The 22,497-nt window shown below is 41.1% G+C and carries 16 protein-coding genes; 8 read left to right on the forward strand and 8 right to left on the reverse strand.

Annotation, left to right across the window (positions count from 1 at the left end; translation table 11 throughout):
* The 3 genes from MHN30_RS21285 to MHN30_RS21295 all read left to right on the forward strand — a co-directional run.
* The coding region (locus MHN30_RS21285; RefSeq protein ID WP_239361055.1) for an amino acid adenylation domain-containing protein at positions 1–2,822 on the forward strand (2,822 nt) is incomplete at its 5' end.
* Positions 2,806–4,344 (forward strand): 4-hydroxyphenylacetate 3-monooxygenase, oxygenase component, encoded by a 1,539-nt coding sequence (hpaB, locus tag MHN30_RS21290; protein WP_239361056.1) that lies wholly within the window; start codon positions 2,806–2,808, stop codon positions 4,342–4,344. The genes MHN30_RS21285 and hpaB, both read left to right, overlap by 17 nt.
* Positions 4,345–5,118: 774 nt before the next feature.
* Positions 5,119–5,301 carry a hypothetical protein gene (locus tag MHN30_RS21295; protein WP_130165927.1) on the forward strand — a complete coding sequence of 61 codons (183 nt, stop codon included), beginning with the start codon at positions 5,119–5,121 and terminating at the stop codon, positions 5,299–5,301.
* 191 nt (positions 5,302–5,492) lie between these two features.
* Here the strand turns inward: MHN30_RS21295 and MHN30_RS21300 are convergent, their stop codons facing one another.
* The 3 genes from MHN30_RS21300 to MHN30_RS21310 all read right to left on the reverse strand — a co-directional run bounded on the left by MHN30_RS21300 (position 5,493) and on the right by MHN30_RS21310 (position 10,347).
* Entirely contained in the window at positions 5,493–6,599 is a 1,107-nt protein-coding gene (locus MHN30_RS21300; RefSeq protein WP_239361057.1) for a ParB N-terminal domain-containing protein, read from the reverse strand.
* 407 nt (positions 6,600–7,006) lie between these two features.
* Positions 7,007–9,292, reverse strand: a complete 2,286-nt coding sequence (locus tag MHN30_RS21305) for an InlB B-repeat-containing protein (RefSeq protein WP_239361058.1) — start codon at positions 9,290–9,292, stop codon at positions 7,007–7,009.
* Between the two features lie 167 nt (positions 9,293–9,459).
* Positions 9,460–10,347, reverse strand: coding sequence for a LysR family transcriptional regulator (locus MHN30_RS21310; RefSeq protein ID WP_239361059.1), 888 nt, complete (start codon positions 10,345–10,347; stop codon positions 9,460–9,462).
* A gap of 133 nt (positions 10,348–10,480) precedes the next feature.
* Here MHN30_RS21310 and MHN30_RS21315 point away from each other — a divergent pair, with 133 nt between their 5' ends.
* From MHN30_RS21315 to MHN30_RS21330, 4 genes are all read left to right on the forward strand, one after another.
* Positions 10,481–11,614 (forward strand): MFS transporter, encoded by a 1,134-nt coding sequence (locus tag MHN30_RS21315; protein WP_239361060.1) that lies wholly within the window; start codon positions 10,481–10,483, stop codon positions 11,612–11,614.
* A gap of 84 nt (positions 11,615–11,698) precedes the next feature.
* A complete protein-coding gene (locus tag MHN30_RS21320; RefSeq protein ID WP_239361061.1) occupies positions 11,699–12,226 on the forward strand; it encodes a GNAT family N-acetyltransferase in 528 nt (175 codons plus the stop codon).
* Between the two features lie 142 nt (positions 12,227–12,368).
* Positions 12,369–12,839, forward strand: a complete 471-nt coding sequence (locus MHN30_RS21325) for an energy transducer TonB (protein ID WP_039491296.1) — start codon at positions 12,369–12,371, stop codon at positions 12,837–12,839.
* Positions 12,840–12,902: 63 nt separating this feature from the next.
* On the forward strand, positions 12,903–13,367 hold the full coding sequence (locus tag MHN30_RS21330; protein ID WP_239361062.1) for a GNAT family N-acetyltransferase: 465 nt from the start codon (positions 12,903–12,905) through the stop codon (positions 13,365–13,367).
* Positions 13,368–14,383: 1,016 nt separating this feature from the next.
* Here the strand turns inward: MHN30_RS21330 and MHN30_RS21335 are convergent.
* From MHN30_RS21335 to MHN30_RS21350, 4 genes are all read right to left on the reverse strand, one after another.
* Positions 14,384–16,090, reverse strand: coding sequence for a hypothetical protein (locus tag MHN30_RS21335; protein WP_239361064.1), 1,707 nt, complete (start codon positions 16,088–16,090; stop codon positions 14,384–14,386).
* Positions 16,091–16,154: 64 nt separating this feature from the next.
* On the reverse strand, positions 16,155–17,219 hold the full coding sequence (locus MHN30_RS21340; RefSeq protein WP_239361066.1) for a hypothetical protein: 1,065 nt from the start codon (positions 17,217–17,219) through the stop codon (positions 16,155–16,157).
* A gap of 2 nt (positions 17,220–17,221) precedes the next feature.
* Entirely contained in the window at positions 17,222–17,614 is a 393-nt protein-coding gene (locus MHN30_RS21345) for a TerB family tellurite resistance protein (protein WP_239361067.1), read from the reverse strand.
* 115 nt (positions 17,615–17,729) lie between these two features.
* Positions 17,730–18,101 (reverse strand): hypothetical protein, encoded by a 372-nt coding sequence (locus MHN30_RS21350; protein WP_239361068.1) that lies wholly within the window; start codon positions 18,099–18,101, stop codon positions 17,730–17,732.
* 680 nt (positions 18,102–18,781) lie between these two features.
* On the opposite strand from MHN30_RS21350, the gene MHN30_RS21355 reads away from it, so the two are divergent.
* Positions 18,782–19,279, forward strand: coding sequence for a GrpB family protein (locus MHN30_RS21355; protein WP_239361070.1), 498 nt, complete (start codon positions 18,782–18,784; stop codon positions 19,277–19,279).
* Positions 19,280–19,642: 363 nt separating this feature from the next.
* On the opposite strand, the gene MHN30_RS21360 is transcribed toward MHN30_RS21355, so the two are convergent.
* Complete coding sequence (locus MHN30_RS21360) at positions 19,643–22,249, reverse strand: ExeM/NucH family extracellular endonuclease (protein ID WP_239361072.1); 2,607 nt, start codon at positions 22,247–22,249, stop codon at positions 19,643–19,645.
* Between the last annotated feature and the right edge of the window lie 248 nt (positions 22,250–22,497).

Genomic DNA, 22,497 nt, shown 5'->3' on the forward strand with positions numbered 1-22,497 from the left:
GTTTATATGGAGAAGCTGAAGGGGCAAGTTTCCAGTTACCGGGAGTAGAAATCACAGAGTTTGATTCATCGCTTATCCAAGCGAAGTTTGATTTAAACGTAGAGCTAACTCTACATGAAGCGGGAGTTGGGTTGCGCTGGACCTATGATAAGGGACTGTTTACGGAGCGTCATATAGAGCAGCTAAATAGTCACTTATGCCGATTATTAGAAGCGTTAAGTGAGGTAGGCGAGAATACAGAGGTAGGGATATCCAACTTAGCGATGTTGTCGGAAAGAGAAGTAGAAGAGTTGGTGTATGAATTAAACGACACAGCGCAGCCTTACCCAGAGATGGCCTGTATTCATGATTTATTTGAGGAGCAGGTAGCGAATGCGCCAGAGCAGACGGCGGTGGTATTTGAAGGTCGTACACTAAGTTATAGAGCGTTGAATGAGAAAGCGAACCAAGTAGCGCATTACCTACGTTTGGAGCATGGCGTAGGGCCGGATACATTGGTTGGGTTGTGTATAGAGCGGTCACTGGAGATGGTGATAGGGATAATGGGTATCTTGAAGGCAGGGGGGGCGTATGTTCCTTTAGATCCGAATTATCCGGCAGAGCGACTGAGTTACTTATTAGCAGATACAGCGGTTGATATCGTGTTGAGCGGTACGAAAGAGCGGGATGTACTGGGAGAGTTTGCAGGTGCAGTCCTTTGCTTAGATGGGATGGCGGATACGACGGGATATGCATGTGCGGATTATAGTAAAGAGAACCTAGATAGGGAGGAGATAGGGCTTACCTCAAGTCATTTGGCATATGTAATTTATACATCGGGGTCAACGGGACAACCAAAAGGCGTGATGGTTGAGCACAAATCGGTCGTGAATTTGATACTCTCGCAAATCAATACGTTCCAGTTTGAATATAATGGAAAGGAAGTTGGTATATTACTTGCCAACTATGCATTTGATGCAGCGGTAGAGCAATTATTCTGTATGTTATTGACGTCTAATACCATTGTCATTCCTTCTTTTGCAGCGTTACTGTCCCCTGTAGAGATATCTAAGTTATTAGAGGAAAACAAAGTAACTCATATAGATAGTACACCCTCGCATTTACTGACCTTAGGTGAATGCCTGAATTCGAAGTATTTAAGAAGGGTAGTCTCCGGTGGAGAAAGTATAAGTTCAAAGCTATATGAGTTAGTATCACCGAAACTGGATTTATACAATGTGTACGGCCCGACAGAAGCTTCAGTCACAAGCAGTGTTTCTCAAGTTAAGTATTCAATAGGGCGGCCAATAGCTAATGTGGAATACTATATTTTGGGTGAGGGTCAAACATTAGTTCCTTCCGGAGCCATCGGAGAGTTATACATTGGAGGAGCAGGGGTAGCAAGGGGGTATCTCAATAAGGAAGAGTTAACTATGGAGCGTTTTATAGAGAATCCATTTAGAAATGGAGACTCAAACATTTCATCGCGATTGTATAGAACAGGTGATTTAGTTCGCTATCTACCAAGTGGATATGTCGAATCTCTGGGCCGAATAGACGACCAAGTAAAGATCCGAGGGTTTAGGATAGAGCTAGGTGAAATTGAGAATACGCTCTCACAGTTAAGTATGATTGACTCGACTATGGTTTTAGCACAAGAGCGTGATGGCAATACTCAGTTAGTCGCTTATGTTAAGTTAGATGATACTAGCAATGAAAGACTAGATATTGTTGATAAAATTAAAGAAAAACTAGCCCTGACATTACCAAGTTACATGATCCCTAGTGGCATAGCGATAGTTGAAACTTGGCCGAGCACTCCAAATGGTAAAATTAATAAACATGAATTATTGAATATAAGCCGCAATTTATTTATGGATAAACTGGAGTTTGAGGCGCCAAAAACTGATATTGAGCAAGTGTTGGTTTCTATATGGGCAGAAGTCTTAATGCGTGATTATCGAACTATTAGCATCAACACTGATTTCTTTCTTTTAGGTGGACACTCTCTGTTACTAGCAAAGCTAGCGGATTTGATATACAAGCGCTTGAATAAAAACCTGAGCCTTTCGATGCTCTTTGGTAACACCACAATAAAATCTCAAGTAGCTCTAATTGAAGCCAATACAGAAGATGATTCGGCACTCTTTACATGGTTAAGTTTTGATAAAAGTGTATCTGAAAACTATATATTCATACCTGGTGCGGCCAGTACATGTAGGGACTTTATCCATATTACGAGAGATCTAAAATCACAAGGGTTTAATGTTGGTGAATTTCGACATGTGGGTATGAATTCAGGCGAAGGCTTTTTTCAAACGATTGGTGAGAATGTAGAAGCATTTGGAGAGTATTTATTTAGTTTAGAAGATAAAAAGGTAACGCTAGTTGGCCACTCCTATGGGGGCGTATTGGCCCTTGAACTATCAACATATTTGCGTAAACTGAACGTTGAAGTGGAGCTAATATTGTTAGATACCTATTTTAATCAACCTAACCAAAAGAAGAGTGCTAAGTTTAAAAAGACAAAAGTACAAACTCCTTTAATTGAGAGGAGCTCAACGGTTGCACCTATATATTTACTAGAATTATACCAACATCAAGCCAATTTATTTGATGAGTATAAACCAGACGAAAGTGTGAAAGAGCCAGTGACATTTATTTTTGCTAATCAGAGCTCATTTTGTCAAAGATCTTACAAAGAGTACTTAGAGAAGCTCTTTTTTCAAACAGATTTAGACTATATGGCTGTAAGCGGAGATCATTTCTCAATGCTTGAAGGAGAGAATGCAGAAAGTATCACTAAAATAATAACTAGGAGTAGAAATGAACATGTGGCCTGAAAATATTAAAAAGGAAAGTAATAGACCCTTTACCGGTGAAGAATATTTAGCCAGCTTGAGAGATGATAGAGAAATTTACATAAATGGTGAGAGAGTAAAAGATGTAACCACCCATCCAGCATTTAGAAACTCGGCTAGGTCCATGGCTAAATTGTATGATGCATTGCATGATGAAGAGTTAAAGAGCAAGCTTTGCTGGAATACGGATACAGGTAATGGTGGCTATACACATAAGTTTTTTCGATTTGCCACGAGCTCCGATGAACTAAAAGAGCAGCAAGAAGCAATTGCTGAATGGTCTAAGCTTACTTTTGGGTGGATGGGAAGAACTCCTGATTATAAAGCTGCCTTTGGAAATGTGCTTGGCGCAAATACATCTTGGTATGGAGAGTATGAAGAAAATGCTAAGAATTGGTATAAACGTATTCAAGAATCATGTTTGTATCTTAATCACGCAATAGTCAATCCACCTATTGACCGTCATAAACCGCTAGATCAAGTAAAAGACGTATATGTGAGGGTCGAAAAGGAAACTAGTGAGGGGATTTGGGTTAGTGGGGCTAAGGTTGTGGCAACCAATTCGGCATTAACGCACTACACGTTCATTGGCCAAGGTTCTGCTCAAGTCATGGGTGAAAATCCTGAAATGGCACTCATGTTCATATGTAGTATGAATGCTCCGGGAATGAAGTTAATTTGCCGTAATTCATATGAGCTAGCAGCAAAGAATGGTGGTAATCCTTTTGACTTCCCTTTATCTAGCAGGTTTGATGAAAACGACGCAATCTTAATACTTGATAATGTATTCATACCAAAAAACAACATACTTATAAATCAAGATGTAGACACTTGTCGTCGATGGTTTGCTGAGGGGGGGTTCGGTAGGTTGTTTCCAATGCAAGGAGCAATACGGTTTGCAACAAAGCTAGATTTTCTTGTTGGGCTTTTAAATAAGTCTTTAGAGTGCACTGGTACACTGGAATACAGGGGAGTTCAAGCTCAATTAGGGCAGGTCGTAGCTTGGAGGAATATGTTTTGGTCTTGTATTAGAGCTATGAGTGCAAATACTGAGTCATGGCATTCTGGAGCTGTTCTGCCGAATGGAGATGCATTGCATGCGTATCGAGTTTTTGCGCCACAGGCATACAGTGAGATCGTAAACATTGTAAAATCGACAGTTGCAAGTGGCTTAATTTACCTTCCATCTGGACATATGGATATAAAAAATGATTACCTAAATCAATACTTAGAGCAGTATGTACGGGGCTCTAACGATATTAGCTCTTTAGAACGAATTAAGGTTTTAAAGCTTATGTGGGATGCAATTGGAACCGAATTTGGCGGGCGTCATGAGTTATATGAGATAAATTATGCGGGCAGTGCTGAAGAAGTAAAAATGCAATGTTTAAGGCATTCTAGAAACTCAAAAAATATGGACGGCATGGTTGCTTTGGTGGATAAATGTATGAGTAGCTATGATATCAATGGTTGGGAGTCTGGTTCTGGGTACGTTTCTTCATAATTATTGAGAGAAATAGTTTGGCTAGGCATGCTATGTTCAGGTAACAATCTTTTAATGTTGCATAATTTACTTATAGCATAGAGTAGCTTTACACACTCTGGGTAATCCCCATTGTTTGTGAGGCTACCAATTTTTTAACCTGTCATTAACTGCAATGGAGTGGGCAGTCTTTTAATCCGATTATTCAATAAGCATAACTTAGCCCAGATACAAATAAATCGCATGGGCTCTATACAAAAATAACTTAGTTACAAGCTGAAATAGTTTCATTCAGAAATTAAGACGCGATGGTGATTTTAAGAATGACAAATCTATCAAAACTCTAAGAATGGTAAATTCATATATTAAGACCAAGAGTAAGCTCTAACTACTCGAAAAAGCTCAAATCTGCGCATGCTATCGGGAGTTAGGAATTACAATTATCAATACTTCTGTTTTGCCCCTTACGTAGATAGTAATGGGGTATTTGGTACTTTATTTAATTTAATTTTATTCAACTGTGGTTCTTTTTTTGGGTACTTGTATTGGTTGGGATATGCTATGAAGTATCAATTGGCAAATAATAAAGACGAGTAAGATTGAACAGTTATTCGCTTTATTTGGTTAATTTTGGGTTAAAATTGCCTTTATTTTGTTATTTATGATGATTTTATATTTTTTGGCTGTTTTCTTTGTTTCTTTTTTTAAACAAAATGTCTTGTATATCTTTGGAGTCAATGTTACTTTTCATTACGTCCTATGCAACAATATGATGAAATAAAAGGATATTAAAAAATGGGTCGAGCTTACAATTTTTCCAAGGTAAATATACATAAAGCAATTGAAAATGCTTATGCTGCGGGCTACAGGTTGGGGATTTCTGATGGTAGGGAGGGAATAATGGTTAGCCCTAAGGAAGTTTCAAAAATATATGTAAAAGAAGAATTAAGAAACTCACAGAATGTTAGGCAGGCTTAGTTATGATTTATGAATAAGTTAGGAGACACATAGACCAAACTATCCATTTCATATGAATTGATACACTCCATGTTTTGAAAAACTGATTTTGTTTGGCTACTAGCTCAGTTCCAAACCTGCAGTTTCGCGAGAATAAGCCTGACTGCCAAAGAACTTTGAGCTAGGTTTGCCGTTTTAAAATATGCGTTAAGTTAGCCGGAAATTGGATTTTCATTTACGTTGTCAGAACTTTGTAGGAGCTCTACTACTTGGTTTATAGCTTTTTGTATTTGATTTCCGTCATTCCAATCTAATTCTAGCCAATTTATGCCTGTATCTAATTTAAAAATATTCAACTCTAGCAACTTTTTTATGGATGTTGGACTTAAACTAAAGTTTAATTTAACTTTCTCAGGTGCTTTTGGAAGAGACTGCTCAATTCCTGTTAGCTTTTTGGCTAACAAATTGTTGATTTCTTTTTTATCACCGATGTTTAGTTGCTTCTTTCCGTATTGGTGTCGATATTCCTTTTCTGTATCTAAAACAATTTTTTTTACGTTAATGAAAGTTTTTTTCAGCCCAGTTTTGTATGATTCAGCGACTGCTGAATAACGAGTCAGAACATTGTAGTTGTCAAATGCTCCCATGGAAATCCCCAATTTTGACGCGGATTGCTTAACTGTTAGTTTCTTCCCTCCAAGCTTTAACCTTGCGTTATTTAGAGCATCAAGTTCATGCATAGCTCCAGAAAATGCTTGTAGCTTTCCATATGGGCTCAAATCTTCACGGCTAGCATTTTCAACAAACTGTTTCGTTTTAAGTAAATATGGCTTGCTATCGTATACTTTAAATTGTGCCGCAGAACCTTTCCCGTTTGCATATAACAAGGCGAAAAACCGGCGGTGTCCAGTGACAATTTTATATCTACCGTCTGAATCAAGAGGGTATACCGTGGGAGCTTGAATTAGGTCTGATTCGATTATGTTTTCACCTAACTCTACTATTGAATCGATGGACTCGTTTGCCTTTTTCCAATCAGTAGTTCCATATGTTAAACAATTCAGTAAAACAGATTTACCTATAAGGATAAAGCCATCTGCACCATATTGCTTTGCAAGCTGACTTTTCGTAATTTTACGATTTATAAAAGCGTTCGCGTCTGTATCAGAGATAGCTATTGCGGGAAAAAACCTTGCATTCTCTGCATCGGGCAGAATACTATCCAAAAATATTGACTTAAATTCGAAATTTTCAGATGGCAGATCTGGACCATTGTTCAAAGCGTTCAATAGAAGTGTCTCATCGGAAAGCGCGTTCATTCTTTTTGCATCTCCTACTATAAGTTATTTGTTGGGGGAAAGTTACTACACGGTTTAGAACTGTATACTCGTCCGAGACGGCTAGTTAGAAATCCTTTCAGTATTCATGTTAGCATATAGTGTTCTATTCAAAAAGTCGCAAAAATCAGATTAGTATCATGGTATTCATGATTAATCCTAAGGAGTACTGTGGCTTTCGATGTTTGGTTATGTTTGATGGCTTTTAAATTCGATAAACTGAATTAGCTTGTACGAGTGTTCGGTAGATACATTATGTTCCGTAATTTACAGTGTATAATTATGTCGGTTAGCTATATCAAGGGATCCCTATTGAGTTCGGTTAAATCAGCGACAGGTCAGCGACATAAGAAACTTCTTGATACTGCTGACCTGATTTTAGGTTAGCGCTAGCGTAATATTCTGCGTCTAATTGCAACCATGACGCTACTCAATAGAATAAAGAAGTAGCCTAACGCACCACCTGAACTGCCTTTATCTCCCTTATCGGTCGTCGTTGGCGTTGAGTTCGCTTTGTACTGTGCTTTTACAACCAGCTCACTGGTGACTTGGTCAAAAGCTAGATCCCAACCGGTAAATGTATAACCATCTCGTTTTGGCTCAGTGGGCGGCGTTGCTGCTTGTCCATGAGCAACTTCTGCTGCTTTGATGACGGTGTCATTCCAATCCACAAACTTCACTTGATACTTGTTAATCTCAAATTGTGCCGTAATGGTAAGATCTTGATTGACATTATTAAAGCCGGTATTCCAGCCAGTAAATGTATAACCTTCCCGGGGCGGAACTTGAGGAGCCGTTGCAGCACTATTTTCTTCAATAGTTTGAGTAGAAAGCACGCTTCCATCCCAGTTCTTAAACACGACACTAAATTGCTGTGGTTCATAGCTTGTTACCTGAAATGCGACTTTGTTGTCTGTGTAGTCTAATTCAGGGGCTTCTGATGAAAAGCGAACAGTGGGTGCAAACACGCCAGCTTCGTTTGGCGTTACAGTAAATGAAACTTGAACAGATTTAATATCAGACGCGCCAGAAAAACTACAGAAGCGACTGTTACTCAGGTCGATGCAGTTAACTGTATATCCTTGATCTATAGAATGGAAATCAAATTTGACTGCGGCGTCAGCATCGGGGTAGAGATCAAATCGGCGCGGTAAACTGGACAGTGTGTTTTCAGATATTTCCAGTGTAACTCGATTGCTGGCTCCCGTTTTTACCTGTTTTGCTCCCGTTATATCTTTCACTGAGATTTTACTGATCTGTTCTTCATCAACAAAGATATAAGGTGTGGCGCCTAACGTTGTTAATTCTCGTGCTTTTGCACCTTGGCTATAAATGCCAGCAGAATCTATTTGAATGTTGGCATCTAACTGCCAAACACCTTGACCTTTTTGCAAGTCATCTTTGCTGAAATTTAGGCTTGTAGTGCCAACAAACGTATTCTGATCACTGCCTTGTTGCCACTGTTCTATGGTAAATAGTTTATCTTTTGCCTCGGAGCCGTCCGGTGCCCTGAGAGAGTAGTAGCCTTTGGCCATACCAGAAATATCTGAGGCAGTGACAGTTAAGGTAACGTTTTGCTCATTATTAGTTGAGGTCAATTGATGTGACGAAAAAGCGACATTGTCGATGCTTGGTGGGACAATATCTAGTTCAGTTTTATTTTTAACATTGATAGCGGAAGGCAAGCCTAGTTTATTAAAGTGGCCTCGATTGTAAGCACCAATATTTCCATTGCTATCAGTTAGCATCGCAGAGGCAACAAACCACTCACCTGGCAACGCTTTATCTGTAAAGGTAAATGAATAATTCGAACGATACACCCCTTCGACGTCGGTTTCTTGCCAATCAGATGACTCAGCCTGTTTTATCGCAAGTGATTTATACTGGCTAGGTGGTGAAACCCTTATTACACCTTTAGACATCGTTGAGTGGTCATAAGCTTCTATGGCTATATTTACCGTTTTATCACCTGTATTTACATCAACTTCAGTGTCAGAAATGGTAATAGATTTTATTTCAGGGTTAACGCCTTCTGAGACTTTATCATTCGCGACGATGATATGTGGGTTAAAGCCTGCTGCTTCAATTTCACTCTCGCGCAGCCAAAAGCGAACAGCGTTGTTTACATCAAGTATATGGCCTAGGGTTAAAAACCATTTTCCATTGATGTCAGCATCCGTGAAAGTGAAACTAACCTTACTTTCGTAAACCCCCGGTTCGTCCGTTTTCTGCCAATTAGCAGCGGCTGCAGATTTATTGCCACCCCAACTGAAGCCTGTTGGTGGTGATAAATAAACGCGTGAGGATTTTACACCGCTTTCATCATAAAACCTTAATGTAATATCAACGGTTTTGTCACCGTCGTTGACATTAACTGAGTTGGAGCTCAACTGGATTGATCTTAACTCTGGCGGGTTTCGTTCAGTTTCAGTTGTCGTTTTTTGTTCTTGGTAGCAGTGGGTATTGAGTACATCCAACATAGCTTCGGCGGGCAATAAATTGTCACTTGCGCCATTTTCAGCATTTGCCATTAGTAATTCAATTTTTGTATTACAATCTATTTTTGGGTTAGTGATGGTATCTAAACTAAGCGGGTGGCTTGCTTGTACATTCATTGCTGCTAGCCCAGAGACTAGCGTTGCCAGTGTGGTTTTCTTAAAGAGATTAAAACTCATTGTTAGTCCTTTAAAGTTATTGCGTATAGCACTATTTAGCGAAATACTCGGTTAGTACTGATTAGTAGTACAAAATTGAGTAAACACCCTAAATTACCATATGGCTCTAAATCTTTAGAGGTTTTTTTTGTACTTGAATTGTGAACAGATGTGAAAGTCAGTCTTCTCTACTCTTTTGAGTTAAGGTGATTTTTAAGGTGTTCGATAAAAAGTTGGGTTTTATAGGGGGTGTAGTTTGTCTTGGGATAATACGCCCATAATTGTTTTGTTTCGGATTTTACTTCAGGTAATACAGGTATGAGTAAACCTTGGTCGAGCTCCCTTTTCACATAGCTAGGCGCAATAAATACCAGTCCCAAACCTTGTACTGCTGCTGTCAGCATAGCGTCAAGTTGATCAGAGACGAAGTTATAGTTGTCAAATTGGAAGACGTCGCCATTTTCTAAAATAATCCCGCCTAGTTTGTGGTAATAACTGCTTAACAACATTTTATGTTGGCGCAGATCATCAAGGGACTTGATAGACTTATGCTGTTTGAGATAGTGAGGAGCACCAAAGATCTGCATTTGATAATCAATGAGTCTACTGCCTTTATGAGAGGCTGAGTCAAAAGCTTCATAGTAACGTGTGATCACTAAATCGTGAGTAAGATCTGGGTGCGCGCCAGGGGCGATGACATTAAGATGAATTTTTAATTTGGGATATTGGGCTAAAAATGAAGCTATATTTGGCATTAAAATGGTGCTGCCTACCGCGAGTGTTGAAGCGATTTTTAAGCTACCAGATGGCGCTTGATTCAGTGCTTGTCCGTGATCTGTTAAACATTCAAACTGGGCTAGCCACAGAGAAGCCTTCGGTAAAAAGTGCTCCCCAGCCTCAGTGAGATTGACTTGGCGAGTAGTACGAATAAATAGCGTTAAGCCAAGCTGCTGTTCTAACCAGTCAATTCGCTTGCTCATTGCAGATGCTGAAACACCTTCTTCATCTGCGGCACGAGTAAAACTGCCAAACTCTACAACTTTGCTAAAACTCCGCACTCCGGTTAGCCAATCCATTAATTGTTTCCTAGTAAGAATAAGTGTTTTTATTATTACCTTGTTTTTTGGATATTAAAAGCTCGATAAAATCATCCTCAGTAAATGCAAGGGGGTTGACGTGTTTCAAGTTGTGTTTTTAGCTGTTTTGCTGATGTCTTGTTCTCAAATCGCAAGCCAAATCTACATCCCTGTTTTGCCTAATATCACGGATTCCTTACAGCTTACGCCTAGTCAAGGACAAGCAGCAGTAATTAGCTATTTCACTACACTAGGAGCTGCGCAACTGCTGGTCGGGCCGCTACGAGATAAGTTTGGTGATAGACCTTTATTTTTTAGTGGGCTGGGTATTTTGCTGTTAGGGACGGTTTTTTGTTCGATTGCATCTAGCGCCGAGGTATTTTTTATCGGTCGAGTGTTGCAAGGCATTGGTGCTGCGTCGCCGGTGTTAATTGGTAGAACGCTTCTTGCTGCTAGATTATCAGGTAGTGAACTTAAAAGCGCGATGGCGACGCTATCAATGTCGGTGAGTGTTACTGCTATTTGTAGTCCATTCTTGGCTGGGGTGTTATCTGGCTGGGTAGGGTGGCAGGGGATGTCATGGTTTGCGTTTGCTTATTATATTTTGATACTGATTTATGGCTATAAAACTATGCAGCAGAGCAGTAAAATTACTATGTCATTACGGCCAAAAGCGCTCTTTAATGAATATCAAAGTCTATTGTTAAATCGCTCGTTTATTTCCCTCGCGTCGCTCAAGTGGTTGCCTACTTTTTTGTATCTTACCATTCAACTGTATCTACCGTTTTTATTAGCAAGGCAGTTTGGCTTGGAAGCCAACGCAATAGGTCAGGCGATGATGATCCCCATGTTTGGTTTACTCATAGGGTCAATATTAACTAAGGTATTGCAGCGTAAGCGCGCTTATTTAGATATCGTGATTTGGACTTGGCCTGCGCTCGTTGTCAGCGTGTTATTGCTGCTATTTGCAAGTGGTAGTGCGCTTGCTGTTTTGCTTGCTTATGCTGCGATTATGTTTGTATTTGGCGCTTATTTTCCAAGTTACATGCACCTTATTGGCGTTTTACATCCAGAGAAAGCAGGAACAGCAAATGCGCTAGTCGGCGCGGTCGAGCTGTTATTTTTTTCTTGCGTGGCTTGGTTAGTCAACCGATGGCTACTAAGTGGCGTTGAGTCACTTGCGGCACTCGTTTTTGGTTGTGCGCTGTTACTGTTTATGACCTGGCGGCATTTACGCACTGTCCTTATGCCGGTTTGTAAAGAGTAATAGAATGCAGAGCTTCTGCTACATAGCGTTTATCTATGAGACTGATGACTATGTATGTGATCTTATGTTTGGGGAAAAATAACAATGCAGTTTGAAACAGAACGTTTATCCATAAGACGAATGACAATGGATGACTTAGATGCGGTTTACAGTCATCGGAAAAACCCAAATACGTCAAAATATATCGGTGCGCCTGCCACGTTTGAATCGGCAAAAGAGAGGCTAATTCAAGCTTGCCAGCCTTGGAAAGGTGGGGTCGATGAGCGTTTGATCCTTGCGATCGTTAAAAAGCCAGAAGCTCAACTTATTGGTGAACTCGTTTTTAAATATGTCGATGCAGGAAAACGGGTCGGTGAGATTGGCTTCCGATTAGCTGAGGCCGAAATTGGCAAGGGGTATGGGGACGAAGCCGCAACAGCACTGATAAAGGAGGCTTTTCAAAGTCTCTCTGTAGATACCATTCAGGCCATATGCGCCGTTGAGAATCTGCAGTCGCAGCGGTTGATGCTGAAGTTAGGGATGAGACGCAAAACTCGTTTAAAAGCCTTTTTGGATATAGGCAGTGAAAAGCACGATATCTATATCTATCAATTAAATAACCTGAGTTGCTAGATAAGGAAATAATTTAAGGTGATTTTAAAACAATGAGTTAGCTCTAAACTTCCAGTTAAATAGAAATTAACTTGAGTTTATGAAGCTTGACCTATAAAAGGGAACTAATTACAGTGCTTGATTTTAAAGGATTAAATGTGACATGAAAAGAATAACCGTTCTGGCGTTGCTACTACTCTCTGGATGTCAAACTAGTAACACTTCTGTGCCGTTAACAGCTGAAGAGCTAAAACATATTCGCTATGTAGATATGCGACACTTACCCATCAAAACTCAAGCGGATGGTTATTGGATTCAAAAACGTCGGATAGAACCCATATATCCAATAGAGGCGGCCAAAGGTGGGATATCGGGATGTGTTTCTTTGACGTTAGGTATAACCCCTGATGGGAGAGTGGGAAGCTATAAAATTACCAGCAGTTATCCCGAGGGCGTTTTTGATATCAGCGCACTTCAGGCTGTAAGAAAGTGGCGTTGGAACCCCGATGATAATAACCCTGCGCGTCAGGCTATATTAATCGATGCGAAGCTTGATTATTTTGTAATTCAAGGGCAAAAAAATTTGGATGAAGCAAAGCGAAACTGTGAATTCACCTCCATTCCGGGGCGTTAAGCTTAGCGTTTTACTGCATAGCGCGCGAACGTATCCGCGCTTTTATGATTTGAGGCAATTAAAATGGAATTTGAACTTTTAGCGCAGCACAAAGCGCTGATATCAATTATTGCTAAGTGGTACTTTGACGAGTGGGGGAGCATAGTTGAAGAGGCTTCTGTAGAGCGTTTTGAGCAAAAGCTTTTAGACTACCTTAACGAGTCAGCCATTCCTTGTGTAATCGTTGCACTTGATGGCGACACAATCGCAGGAGTCGTGCAGCTTAAATTTCATGAAATGAGTATCTATACAGATAAAGAGCACTGGATTGGTGGTGTATATGTGGACAAGCCCTATCGTGGAAAGCAGTTGGCGTCACGCTTAGTGACAGAAGCGGAGCGGTTAGCCATTAAATTCGGTGTCAAAACGTTATATTTACAAACAGAACACCCAGAAGGTGGACTTTATCGGAAACTCGGCTGGCAACCGCTCGAAAACGTCAATTACCGAGGCGTTGATGTGGTAGTGATGAGTAAAACATTAGTTTAGTTGACCTCAGATCTGCATAAGAATTAAAGCCGAGTCACTTTTATGCCTCGGTTTTTTAGCTTGAAGGTATAGGCAATTAATCCAGCCATTAAATTAACCATAAATGAGATGTACTAGCTCAGACTTGACTGTCGCCTAGCAGTTTATTCCTAAGCAACATTGACCTGACAGTTACCTGTTTTTCAATCGGTGATTGTCAGCCTAGATTTGGGCTAAGTTCTTTTAAACTAAATTCTTTTAAACTAATTCACTTAAAGTGATAAGTATTAATTTGAATCAGTTTTAACTTGATTTGTTGAGTAGCATCTTCGGCTTAGCCAGTCTACCTTTTGACGTAGATCGGGATAAAGCGTGCAGCGCCACCATCTGACTAGAAGCAACCCGACTTAGCCTGTTAATGCTCCCTGAAACGTAAGCATGTTGTACTATTCATTAACGCTCGGCTCAGGCGTAACCAGCCTGAGTGGGATTTGTGCCACAATTGGCGCTCACGGCATTTACACAAATGACGCGGCTGTTGGTTATCGCTCGGAGCCGTTTGTTAGCTCTCTTTATTCTTTTGTCATTTGCGGACATTCAGCACTAACTCGCTTTTGCCCATTATGTTTTAGAGCAATAACCCTCCTATTTGATAGAGTGCTCACCTTACATTAGTTAAGCTTATCGTTACTTGCTAAACGCGTCTTCTACTAAAACGCTAGTGACTACGATGTAGGTGAATTGAGCCGGCAACTTTAGGGGCTATTCATTTAGTCTATCAGGTAACCTCTCACAGATTGAGAGGTTTATCTCAACAAACTCCTGCCATGTGTAGGCAGAAGAGTACTTTTTCCGATACTGTAGTTCCACTCGGCATATATCCGGTCTTGTATCATAGATGCTGCATTGTTTATTTTCGATATTGAGGTGACGGCAGGTGCCATCACCTCGATCCAAACTACTTGTTTCTTGTGATAAGTGTACATTCGAACAGCACTTTCCACATGAGTAACACGGGAAGGGGGCTAGATTCTTGTTCATAAGTTCATTAACCATGCTCTGGTGCTATTGAGGTTGTTTGACTCGAACGGTAGCTCTACCTCTCGTTTACTTATCTCAGCCGATAACAGAAGGCTTCTCTCATGTTCACAACTAATGGACTCCAAACTACTAGTAAAACTAGCCAGTTCTTCTGGCGAAAGATTGAATTCAACCTTGGAAAGCTCAAGTAGATATCGGTCGAGCTCAGCGTTTACCTTCTGAAAGTACTCTAATGTTTTCCTAGCTTCTGATTTAAACTGATCGAGGAATGCCCAGACTTTTTGCATTAATTTACTGTGATCTAAAAAGTAGGTGATACCTATTGTCATTAAACCTGTTGCAACTGCACTAATGAAAGCAGCAAGTTCAGTACCAAGAGGGAAAGTCATCAAAGACGCAAGTTGTTGGTTGAGTATAACCCCTGTGGCAACGGCGACACCTGTCGATAAGATACGTGTTACTTCACGTGCCAATGCGCCTGGGCCGAGGTTCTCGGGGTTAAAGAACAGGATCTTGGCAGCCGAGACTAGGCTAGACCAGGTTTCTCGCAAGAGCTTGCCAATCAACTTTTGAGTGGTGAAAAAGATGTTCATTATGGTTGTGCTTAAGCTAGACAAAGCGCCCGCCAATGCTCCACTTTTAAATTCGTCCAGGATATCTTTGAATCGAACTTTCACCCGGTTCCAAATGTTTTGAACGGTGGCTTTTAGCTTCTCAAGAAATTTATCCAGGGTAAAGTTACCGTTTGTATCTTTGAGAGCCTGAGGAATAGCATCTTTTAGTTCGAACCAGACCTCAGCAAAAACAAGCCCTAATGCCTGCCTTACCCCCATCTTCAATCCAGCTTTGCCAGATTCCATCGCTGTACTCTTAAAGAACTTACTGCTGGTGTAGTAGGTAAAATTAATCTGCTTATCGTACTCTTGTCTTGCCTTCTTGTCGGCTTCTCGCATTTTGTCTTCGTCAATACTCTCAAGAACCTCAATTTGCTCGTTCTGTTTGGCAATTTTGCTCTCTAACTGACGTTTTTGATGTCGTTGCTGTTTAGTCTCTGTTGGCATAGATTTTAAACGTTGCCTGTCTTTTTCTATGCTCTTGCGCTTGTTTTCGATTGTCTTTGGTACGATAGTGGTCAGGAATTCATCCATTGAGTGATCTGACTTGAGGTTGTTGATGTAATTGTGGGTCGATTGAAAGTTTGAGTCTTGGTTGGCAAGCTCTACGCCGCTAAGGCCAGCAAGCACCCTTCCTGCATCGTCATGGACTTCATGGGATGAGATGATATGGTCGAGTTGGCGCTGTTCATTACTAGACATCGTTTTGCCACGGTACTCATCAACCAACTCACCACCTTGTTGCAGTTTTTTGTCTTCTTTGCCCTTGACCTTATAATTCGGGTGTGAATGGTAAAGATCTTCCTTTTTGGGTTTGCCGTTTCCGTCGGTCATGATGTTGCCATTAGCATCACGTTTGACAGGTTTGTAGTCACCTCTATTAGCATAGTCTTGTTGAACGCTATCGGACATGTAAATATCCGTGTCGCCTTTTTGGTGCTGACGAGCGTTATGGATCGTCGCGATATCACCGCCTTTTTTGTCTTCGAAAAGTAAAAAATCCAGGCCGAATGTGGTTACTAAGCTATTAGTGACGGTTTTGTTTAGCTCGTCGACTAATCGGAAATTTTGTGTATTAGTTCCTGACATGTCATACAGTTCCGTAGAGGAGGGAGGCGTACCTCCCTTACATTATATTTCAATGAGGGCAATGCTATTTTTGTGTGTTACTCGATTCCGCAAGTACAGTATTGATTGCTGCTTCGTTGATCACTTGCATCCCTTCACTGTCAGTTTCTATTTCAACGATACTCTCATTACTTAGCACTACGTTACCTTGCTCGTCCTGCTTAGGTTTAAATAACGGTGTCGTGATGATATCGGTGAGAATGGCTGCAATTTGGTAGCCATTATGAATCAAACGGATAACATCATCTTCAAATTTAGAAATGTCAGCTTTTGCTGCAATGAGCTGGTCAAAGGCTTTGAGGTTATCAAAGTATTCTTTGAATACCGCATACAGACGTTCTGTTTCGGCGTAGATCCTATCGACGTAGAGCTTAGTTTTGCTCAGTTGCTTGCGCCCTTTTGCCATCTTGCCAACGGCTTCATTGACTTCTGTTCGGGTTTTTTTCGCATCGCTTAATGCTTCTTCTGCGTGTGACGCAAAGGCCCACCCTGCAATTGCCATAATGGGAGCGGCAACGACGCCACCTAGTACCATCGCGCCTCCGGCCATTCCAAATCCGCCTGCGGCAATGGAGCCGCCACCGATTGCTGCCATCGTGGCGTTATAGGCAGCCGCACCCGATAAAGCAGCAATAGGTGTACCTGTTGAAGCGGCAGCGACAGCCATTACGCCGCCATATACGGCATATGCAGCTGCTGCACCTGTCGCGCTAGCACCTGCAATCTTGCCCATGTAGGCGGTGGTTGATAGTGCGAGGCCATCGATCTCGTCTAGTTTATACTGTGGAAAGTCGATCTTAAGGTCTTTGGAGCTTGCTTGGTTCAGCTTTTCTAGGAGCTTTTCTGCAATGGCTCTGAACTCCTTAAAATCATTACCGATCTTTAATTGAAGCTCACCAAGCTTGGTTAAGCTTTGGTTTGTCAACTCATTCTGCTCGTCGAAGACTGATTTTTCGTCGTCGTACTTTCTTTTAGAAGCCTTAATAATATCGTCTGCTTCAGATTTGTCTTGGTAGCCATCATAGCCTTTTTTGGCGCCGTAACCTGCCGCTGCTAACGCCGCACCTGCTAAAATAAATGGTAGTGGCATGTCTATACTCCCAATAACTTCTGTGCTTCTGCTACTAGCGCTATTTGGCGCTTAACCCAGTCTTTTAGCTCTTCCAATCGAGACAGTTCAACACCGATTGTTTCTGCGATATGCTTGATGAAATTATCTTCGCTTTCTTTCAAAATTTGATCCGCATACCCCACACCAATGAGCTCAATAAGGAAAGATATTTTTTCAGAGTTCTCCGAAAACAGCGGCGGTAGTTCAGCTAAGTCAAACGTCTTATCAAAATCAACACTTTCCTCACATTGAGCTACGATGGTCTCTAGTAATAAAGTTTCACGTTCATCAATGTGACCATCGGTTGCAATGAGTTGTTTGGAGAGATGATATAAGGCTGATTGTTGATCGAGGTTAAGGTTTTGAATAAACATAATTATTTCCTTTTTTCAATGTTATAAACATGAGAGCCAAAGCTCTTTAGCCACTTATCGAGTAGTAATGAATCGATTACCGTAGCTGAAATCCTATAGGTATTTTTTAATTCTTCTACAACTTAATCTTCTGATAATGTGCAGAAGAAGGCACCCTCCCATAACATAGATGCAAATTATGATGGGTTTCTGTGTTAGCCGCTCTATCTAGAACCCCCGCAGGTTTAGGTTGCCAGATTAAGTTGTGGTCTTTAGGTGCTTCCGGCTCACCTATGGCATCAAAAGTCTTGGCCTCGACAAACTCCCGTTGATAAGTTTTAGGGGCTGGCACCAGTTCAAATTTTGGAAATCCAATCGGCTCATTGGTTACAGTGCTCGACCAAATTAAGAGCAGACACATCCAGCTCAAAGTTATCGGCATACCAGTTAGTGGTTCGAATATACTGATGGCTCTTTTGCCATGCCAATGCCATGAGAAGCGGATCACCTAAATACTCATATATAAGCGATATTTCCTCATATTTTTTTATCAATCACTGGCATAGATATTCTTTATAGTTTAAACAATCTCACAGAATGTCGAACGCCACTCCTGCAGAACAGGCAATTCCATTTCTTCATTCTTTGTAACCGCAAAACTTACTAAAACACAGGAGCTTTCAAGGCGTCTAACAATCTTGTTCAACGAGCGATAGTGTCGTTTTTCTACCCTAGACCGGCTATTTTTACCATTTATCCTTACTAGTTGCTATTACACTGCCTTACAGTCAAATGGAGATGTTATCTTAGAGTGAAAAATAAAGGACATTTACCACAATTATACCCAGAGGCAAAAGTGCGCTATTGTTAAGTGGGCATTGGTTTAATGCGTTTACAAACAGAGCTCAATAACCTGATGTAGTTAAAATGGATTTTATACTATTAGCGCAGCACAAAGCACTGATACCAATTATTGCTAAGTGGTACTTTGATGTGTGCAAATAGCAGACACCCACCATAACATAAATGCAAATTATGGTGGGTGTCTGTGTTAGCCCATATCTGTGTTAGCCCATACTTCAATAGTGCATTTATCGCGGCGTTTAAGTGGTAGTGATGATTAAAGCTTTGCTTTAGCTGTATACTGTTCCAAACCAAACTGAAAGCAATTACAGGACCTTCCTTCCAATGGCAGACCAAGCTATTTCACTTTCTAAATATAATCAAGATTGGCCACGGATGTTCCAAGATGAAAAGCTAAGGTTAGCGCCTTTGCTATGCCCTTGGATTGAAGGTGGTATTGAGCATGTGGGTAGTACAGCGGTGGTTGGTATGGTTGCTAAGCCGGTGATAGATATTATGGTGGGTGTTAAGTCACTCGAAGCGTCAAAAGAAGCCATTCAAGCTCTCACTCAATACGGTTATTGTTATTACCCTTATAAAGCTGACGTAATGCACTGGTTTTGCAAACCAACGCCTGAGTTTAGAACCCATCACTTACACCTTGTTCCTTTCAACAGCCGACTTTGGCAAGAGCGTATTTCTTTTAGGGAAAAACTAAGAGCATCATCAGATTTAAGCGCTGAGTACTGTGTGTTAAAGCAGAGGTTAGCACAAGAATACAAAGATGACCGCGAGCAATATACTCAACAAAAGTGGCCGTTTATTAGCCGGGTATTAGCTTAACGGTGGTTGAAATTCACCCCGTGTTACTTTACCAAGTATGAGTAAGCTGATAGCTTCAAAGTACCAGTCTCTTGAATGAGTTATTCAAGTCGATTGGCAAATCAAAAAATCATTGATAAGGAATATAAAAATGAAAATTAAGCTCAAGAAAAGTAAGCTTGTAGAACTTTCGGTAAATAGTAAGACACTTAATAACAAATATACACCGATGATTGCCGGTGGTGACACAACAATTCAGCCCCCATTGATCACTAACGCACAAGAATGCCCTATACGCACGCAGACCTGCACAAAAATAGGTTTATGCTAATTATTCTTAAAAGAAAGGGAAGCTAAATGCTTCCCTTTACCATGGTTATTACTTTAATTCGCTTTTGTCGCTTTATATTTGATAGTTACATTGTAGTAAGGGAATAGGCCGCGTAGGCGGAAATTCCATTTACCTTCTGCAGGCTCGTCAAATACACAGCTTTCTTCACTCCCCCAAAGGTATGGACGGCAGTCGTACTTGAAGAAGTTTGGCATTTTCTTATGGCGCACATATAGGTCTGCTTCGCCTTGACCTGTGATTGACACTTCTAGTTTATCAAAGCCCGCTGGTAGCTCGATTGAGCGATGTTGCCACCAGAACCAACCTGCAAGACCTGTAAACTCGCCTTCAATAATCGTCGGCTCTTTAGCAAGGTTAAGGTCGATAACTACTGGGTCATGATCCGATGCGCGATAAGCGTGCGCCGCATAAAGACTCGCTTTGTGAGTATCTGACTTGTACTCTGTGTTGTAATCTAGCGCGACGGGTTCATCAGCATTGATATGCCAATCTGTTACTGACTTTACTTTTTCCATCATTGTGTTTGAAGCAAAGGCGTGATCTAGGCTACCGATACGTCCTTGATACACGTATGAATAATCTAAGCTATTGCCATGAAGCGTTTGCTTGATGTTGGCATAACCATTCTCGACATAGGTGTTGATTGGATCTTCCTGAGCGTAAGCATTCATGTCACCCAGAATAATCACATCATCTTCTGCAACTCCTGTCGGATTTGTGCCAAGCCAAGTCGCTAGGGTATTAACCGCTGTGACTCGAGTTTGGTTCCAACAACCTTGACCATCATTTTGGTCTTGATCTAAGCCCTCTGCTTTTGAGCAACTGCCTTTAGAGCGTAAGTGAGCCATGACCACAGTGAAGATTTCTTCACCGTTTGCCTCTTTGAACGTTTGTACGACAGGAGGACGGTTACCGTAATCAAATGGTACTGCTTCGGTAAATGCTGGCGTGCCTACTTCAGCTACTTTGTTACTACGATAGATGATACCGGATGTAATTGCGTCCCCACCCACTTGATCAACATTTAGGTTTACAAATGCGTAAGTATTAGCAGAGTCTGCTGCATTTAAAGCGTTAACGAGATCGGCAATCGCACTAAACTCACCAAAGCCATCATTTTCTACTTCTAGCAGACCGATAATATCGGCATCGAGCGCCGATATTGCAGCAACCGTTTTTGCTTTTTGGCGTTCAAACTCTTCTAGATTGTCAGCTCCTCGTGACGTTGGGAAACCTGCACCTTGACCATCACCATTGAAGTAGTTTAATACGTTGAAGCTAGCAATACGTAAATCTCCACGGACTTCTACCTGAGGTGCTTCTGTACGTAGATTAGTATGAACAAAGTTTGGTGTTGTCGTTGGGTGAATACGGTATTGGCTATAACCATATCCCATTACACCCTCAAGGCCTGTCACAGAATCGCCCAGTCGTAAAGTGTTATAGGCATCTAGTGTGGGTGATGGGTAAGGAATAACGTCAGGGTTTTGTACTGATGAACCATCATCGAGTAAAATTTCTTTGCGCTTGTTCTCAGCTTCTAGCTGGTTTGCTGCATCACCAGGAGTAGCTACTTGAGTGCTTTGGTATAAACGTTCAGTACCTAAGCGTACTTCGCCGTAGCGTGCAAGTCCGTATGTATCGTTAACGACCAACTCATTTGAAATCGAAACCAACATGCCTTCGTAGGCTTCAAGACCATTCTCTGCAGGTAAAGTAACGGTAGTCGCTGAAGCCGTAGCAGAACCACATAACTCAATTGCGTCGACGTTAATAAGTTGAGTTTGACCATACTTCTCTTCAACTTTACCACGTAATTTAACCACATCTCCTGTACTTACTGGTGTTGCAGTATATACGACAAAAATACCTTCGGAAGTATTACTATCAGCATCATAGTCAGTGCTTTCTTCTTGAATGAAGAAGCCACCAAGCCCTGCATCTGATTGCATGCTTGCAGTGACAACAGCTTGAACTTCAACCGTTTCTCCAGCTAATGGACTTGCATCGCCTGCGCCCTGAATGGCACTGATCAAGGTATTATTTTCGCCACAGATAACAGGCTCTGGCTCAGGTACGTCACCGCCATTAATGTGGATACCTAGGTTGCTAAAATCGTCTTTAGCAAGTGCAAGCCATTGTCCAGCGCCAACAAATGCAGAAGTTGCATCGGTGCGGCCGGTTGTTATTGCAGGATCTCTGACAAGCGTTTTATCTTTTGTTCTAATATCGCCATCAATCCATTCACTACCTGGGTCGACACCAACCTGACCTAGGCTATCAACAACTGCACCATTGAGCGTAAGCGTAACGGCGTCATCACCATTAAACCAGCTACTTGTGTTTGTTAACTGTGCCTTTGCGATGATCTCTGCTGCGGAGTCAGCATGAGCAATAACATAAGTTGATTTAGCCGCAAGTTCACCACTTAGTTCTATATTCGTGCGAGCTTCTGTTGCGCCATTAAAGAAAAAATTGACTGAGTAACCAGTTAGATCGACAGCTTCGTCACTACCATTGTAGAGCTCAATGGCTTTGTTATAACTGCTACCTTCGACATACTCAGAGATAATCACCTCTGCTTGTGCATTTAGGCAAGCTAATGCAATAGCTGAAGCTAGGATAGATTTTTTAATCATTTTTTATTTTCCCGTGTATTAGAATTATCCGAATTTTTATTCGAACGCAGTATTTTAAGCGCTATTGATGACAATTCAATTAAACTTCACTGTTTGTTTACATTGGTTTACACTAAATTGTGTGTTGAAGGACAAAAGTCGTTGAATTTTATGCCATATTCAAACGTTGCCTGTGAGCAATTATGTGTATATTTCGAGATGCAACGGTTGCGCTATACTCAATTAGGATCGGAGCAAGTATTTGTAGC

Origin of the sequence: Pseudoalteromonas sp. OF7H-1, from assembly GCF_022347825.1 — a bacterium.
Classification (GTDB): domain Bacteria; phylum Pseudomonadota; class Gammaproteobacteria; order Enterobacterales; family Alteromonadaceae; genus Pseudoalteromonas; species Pseudoalteromonas maricaloris.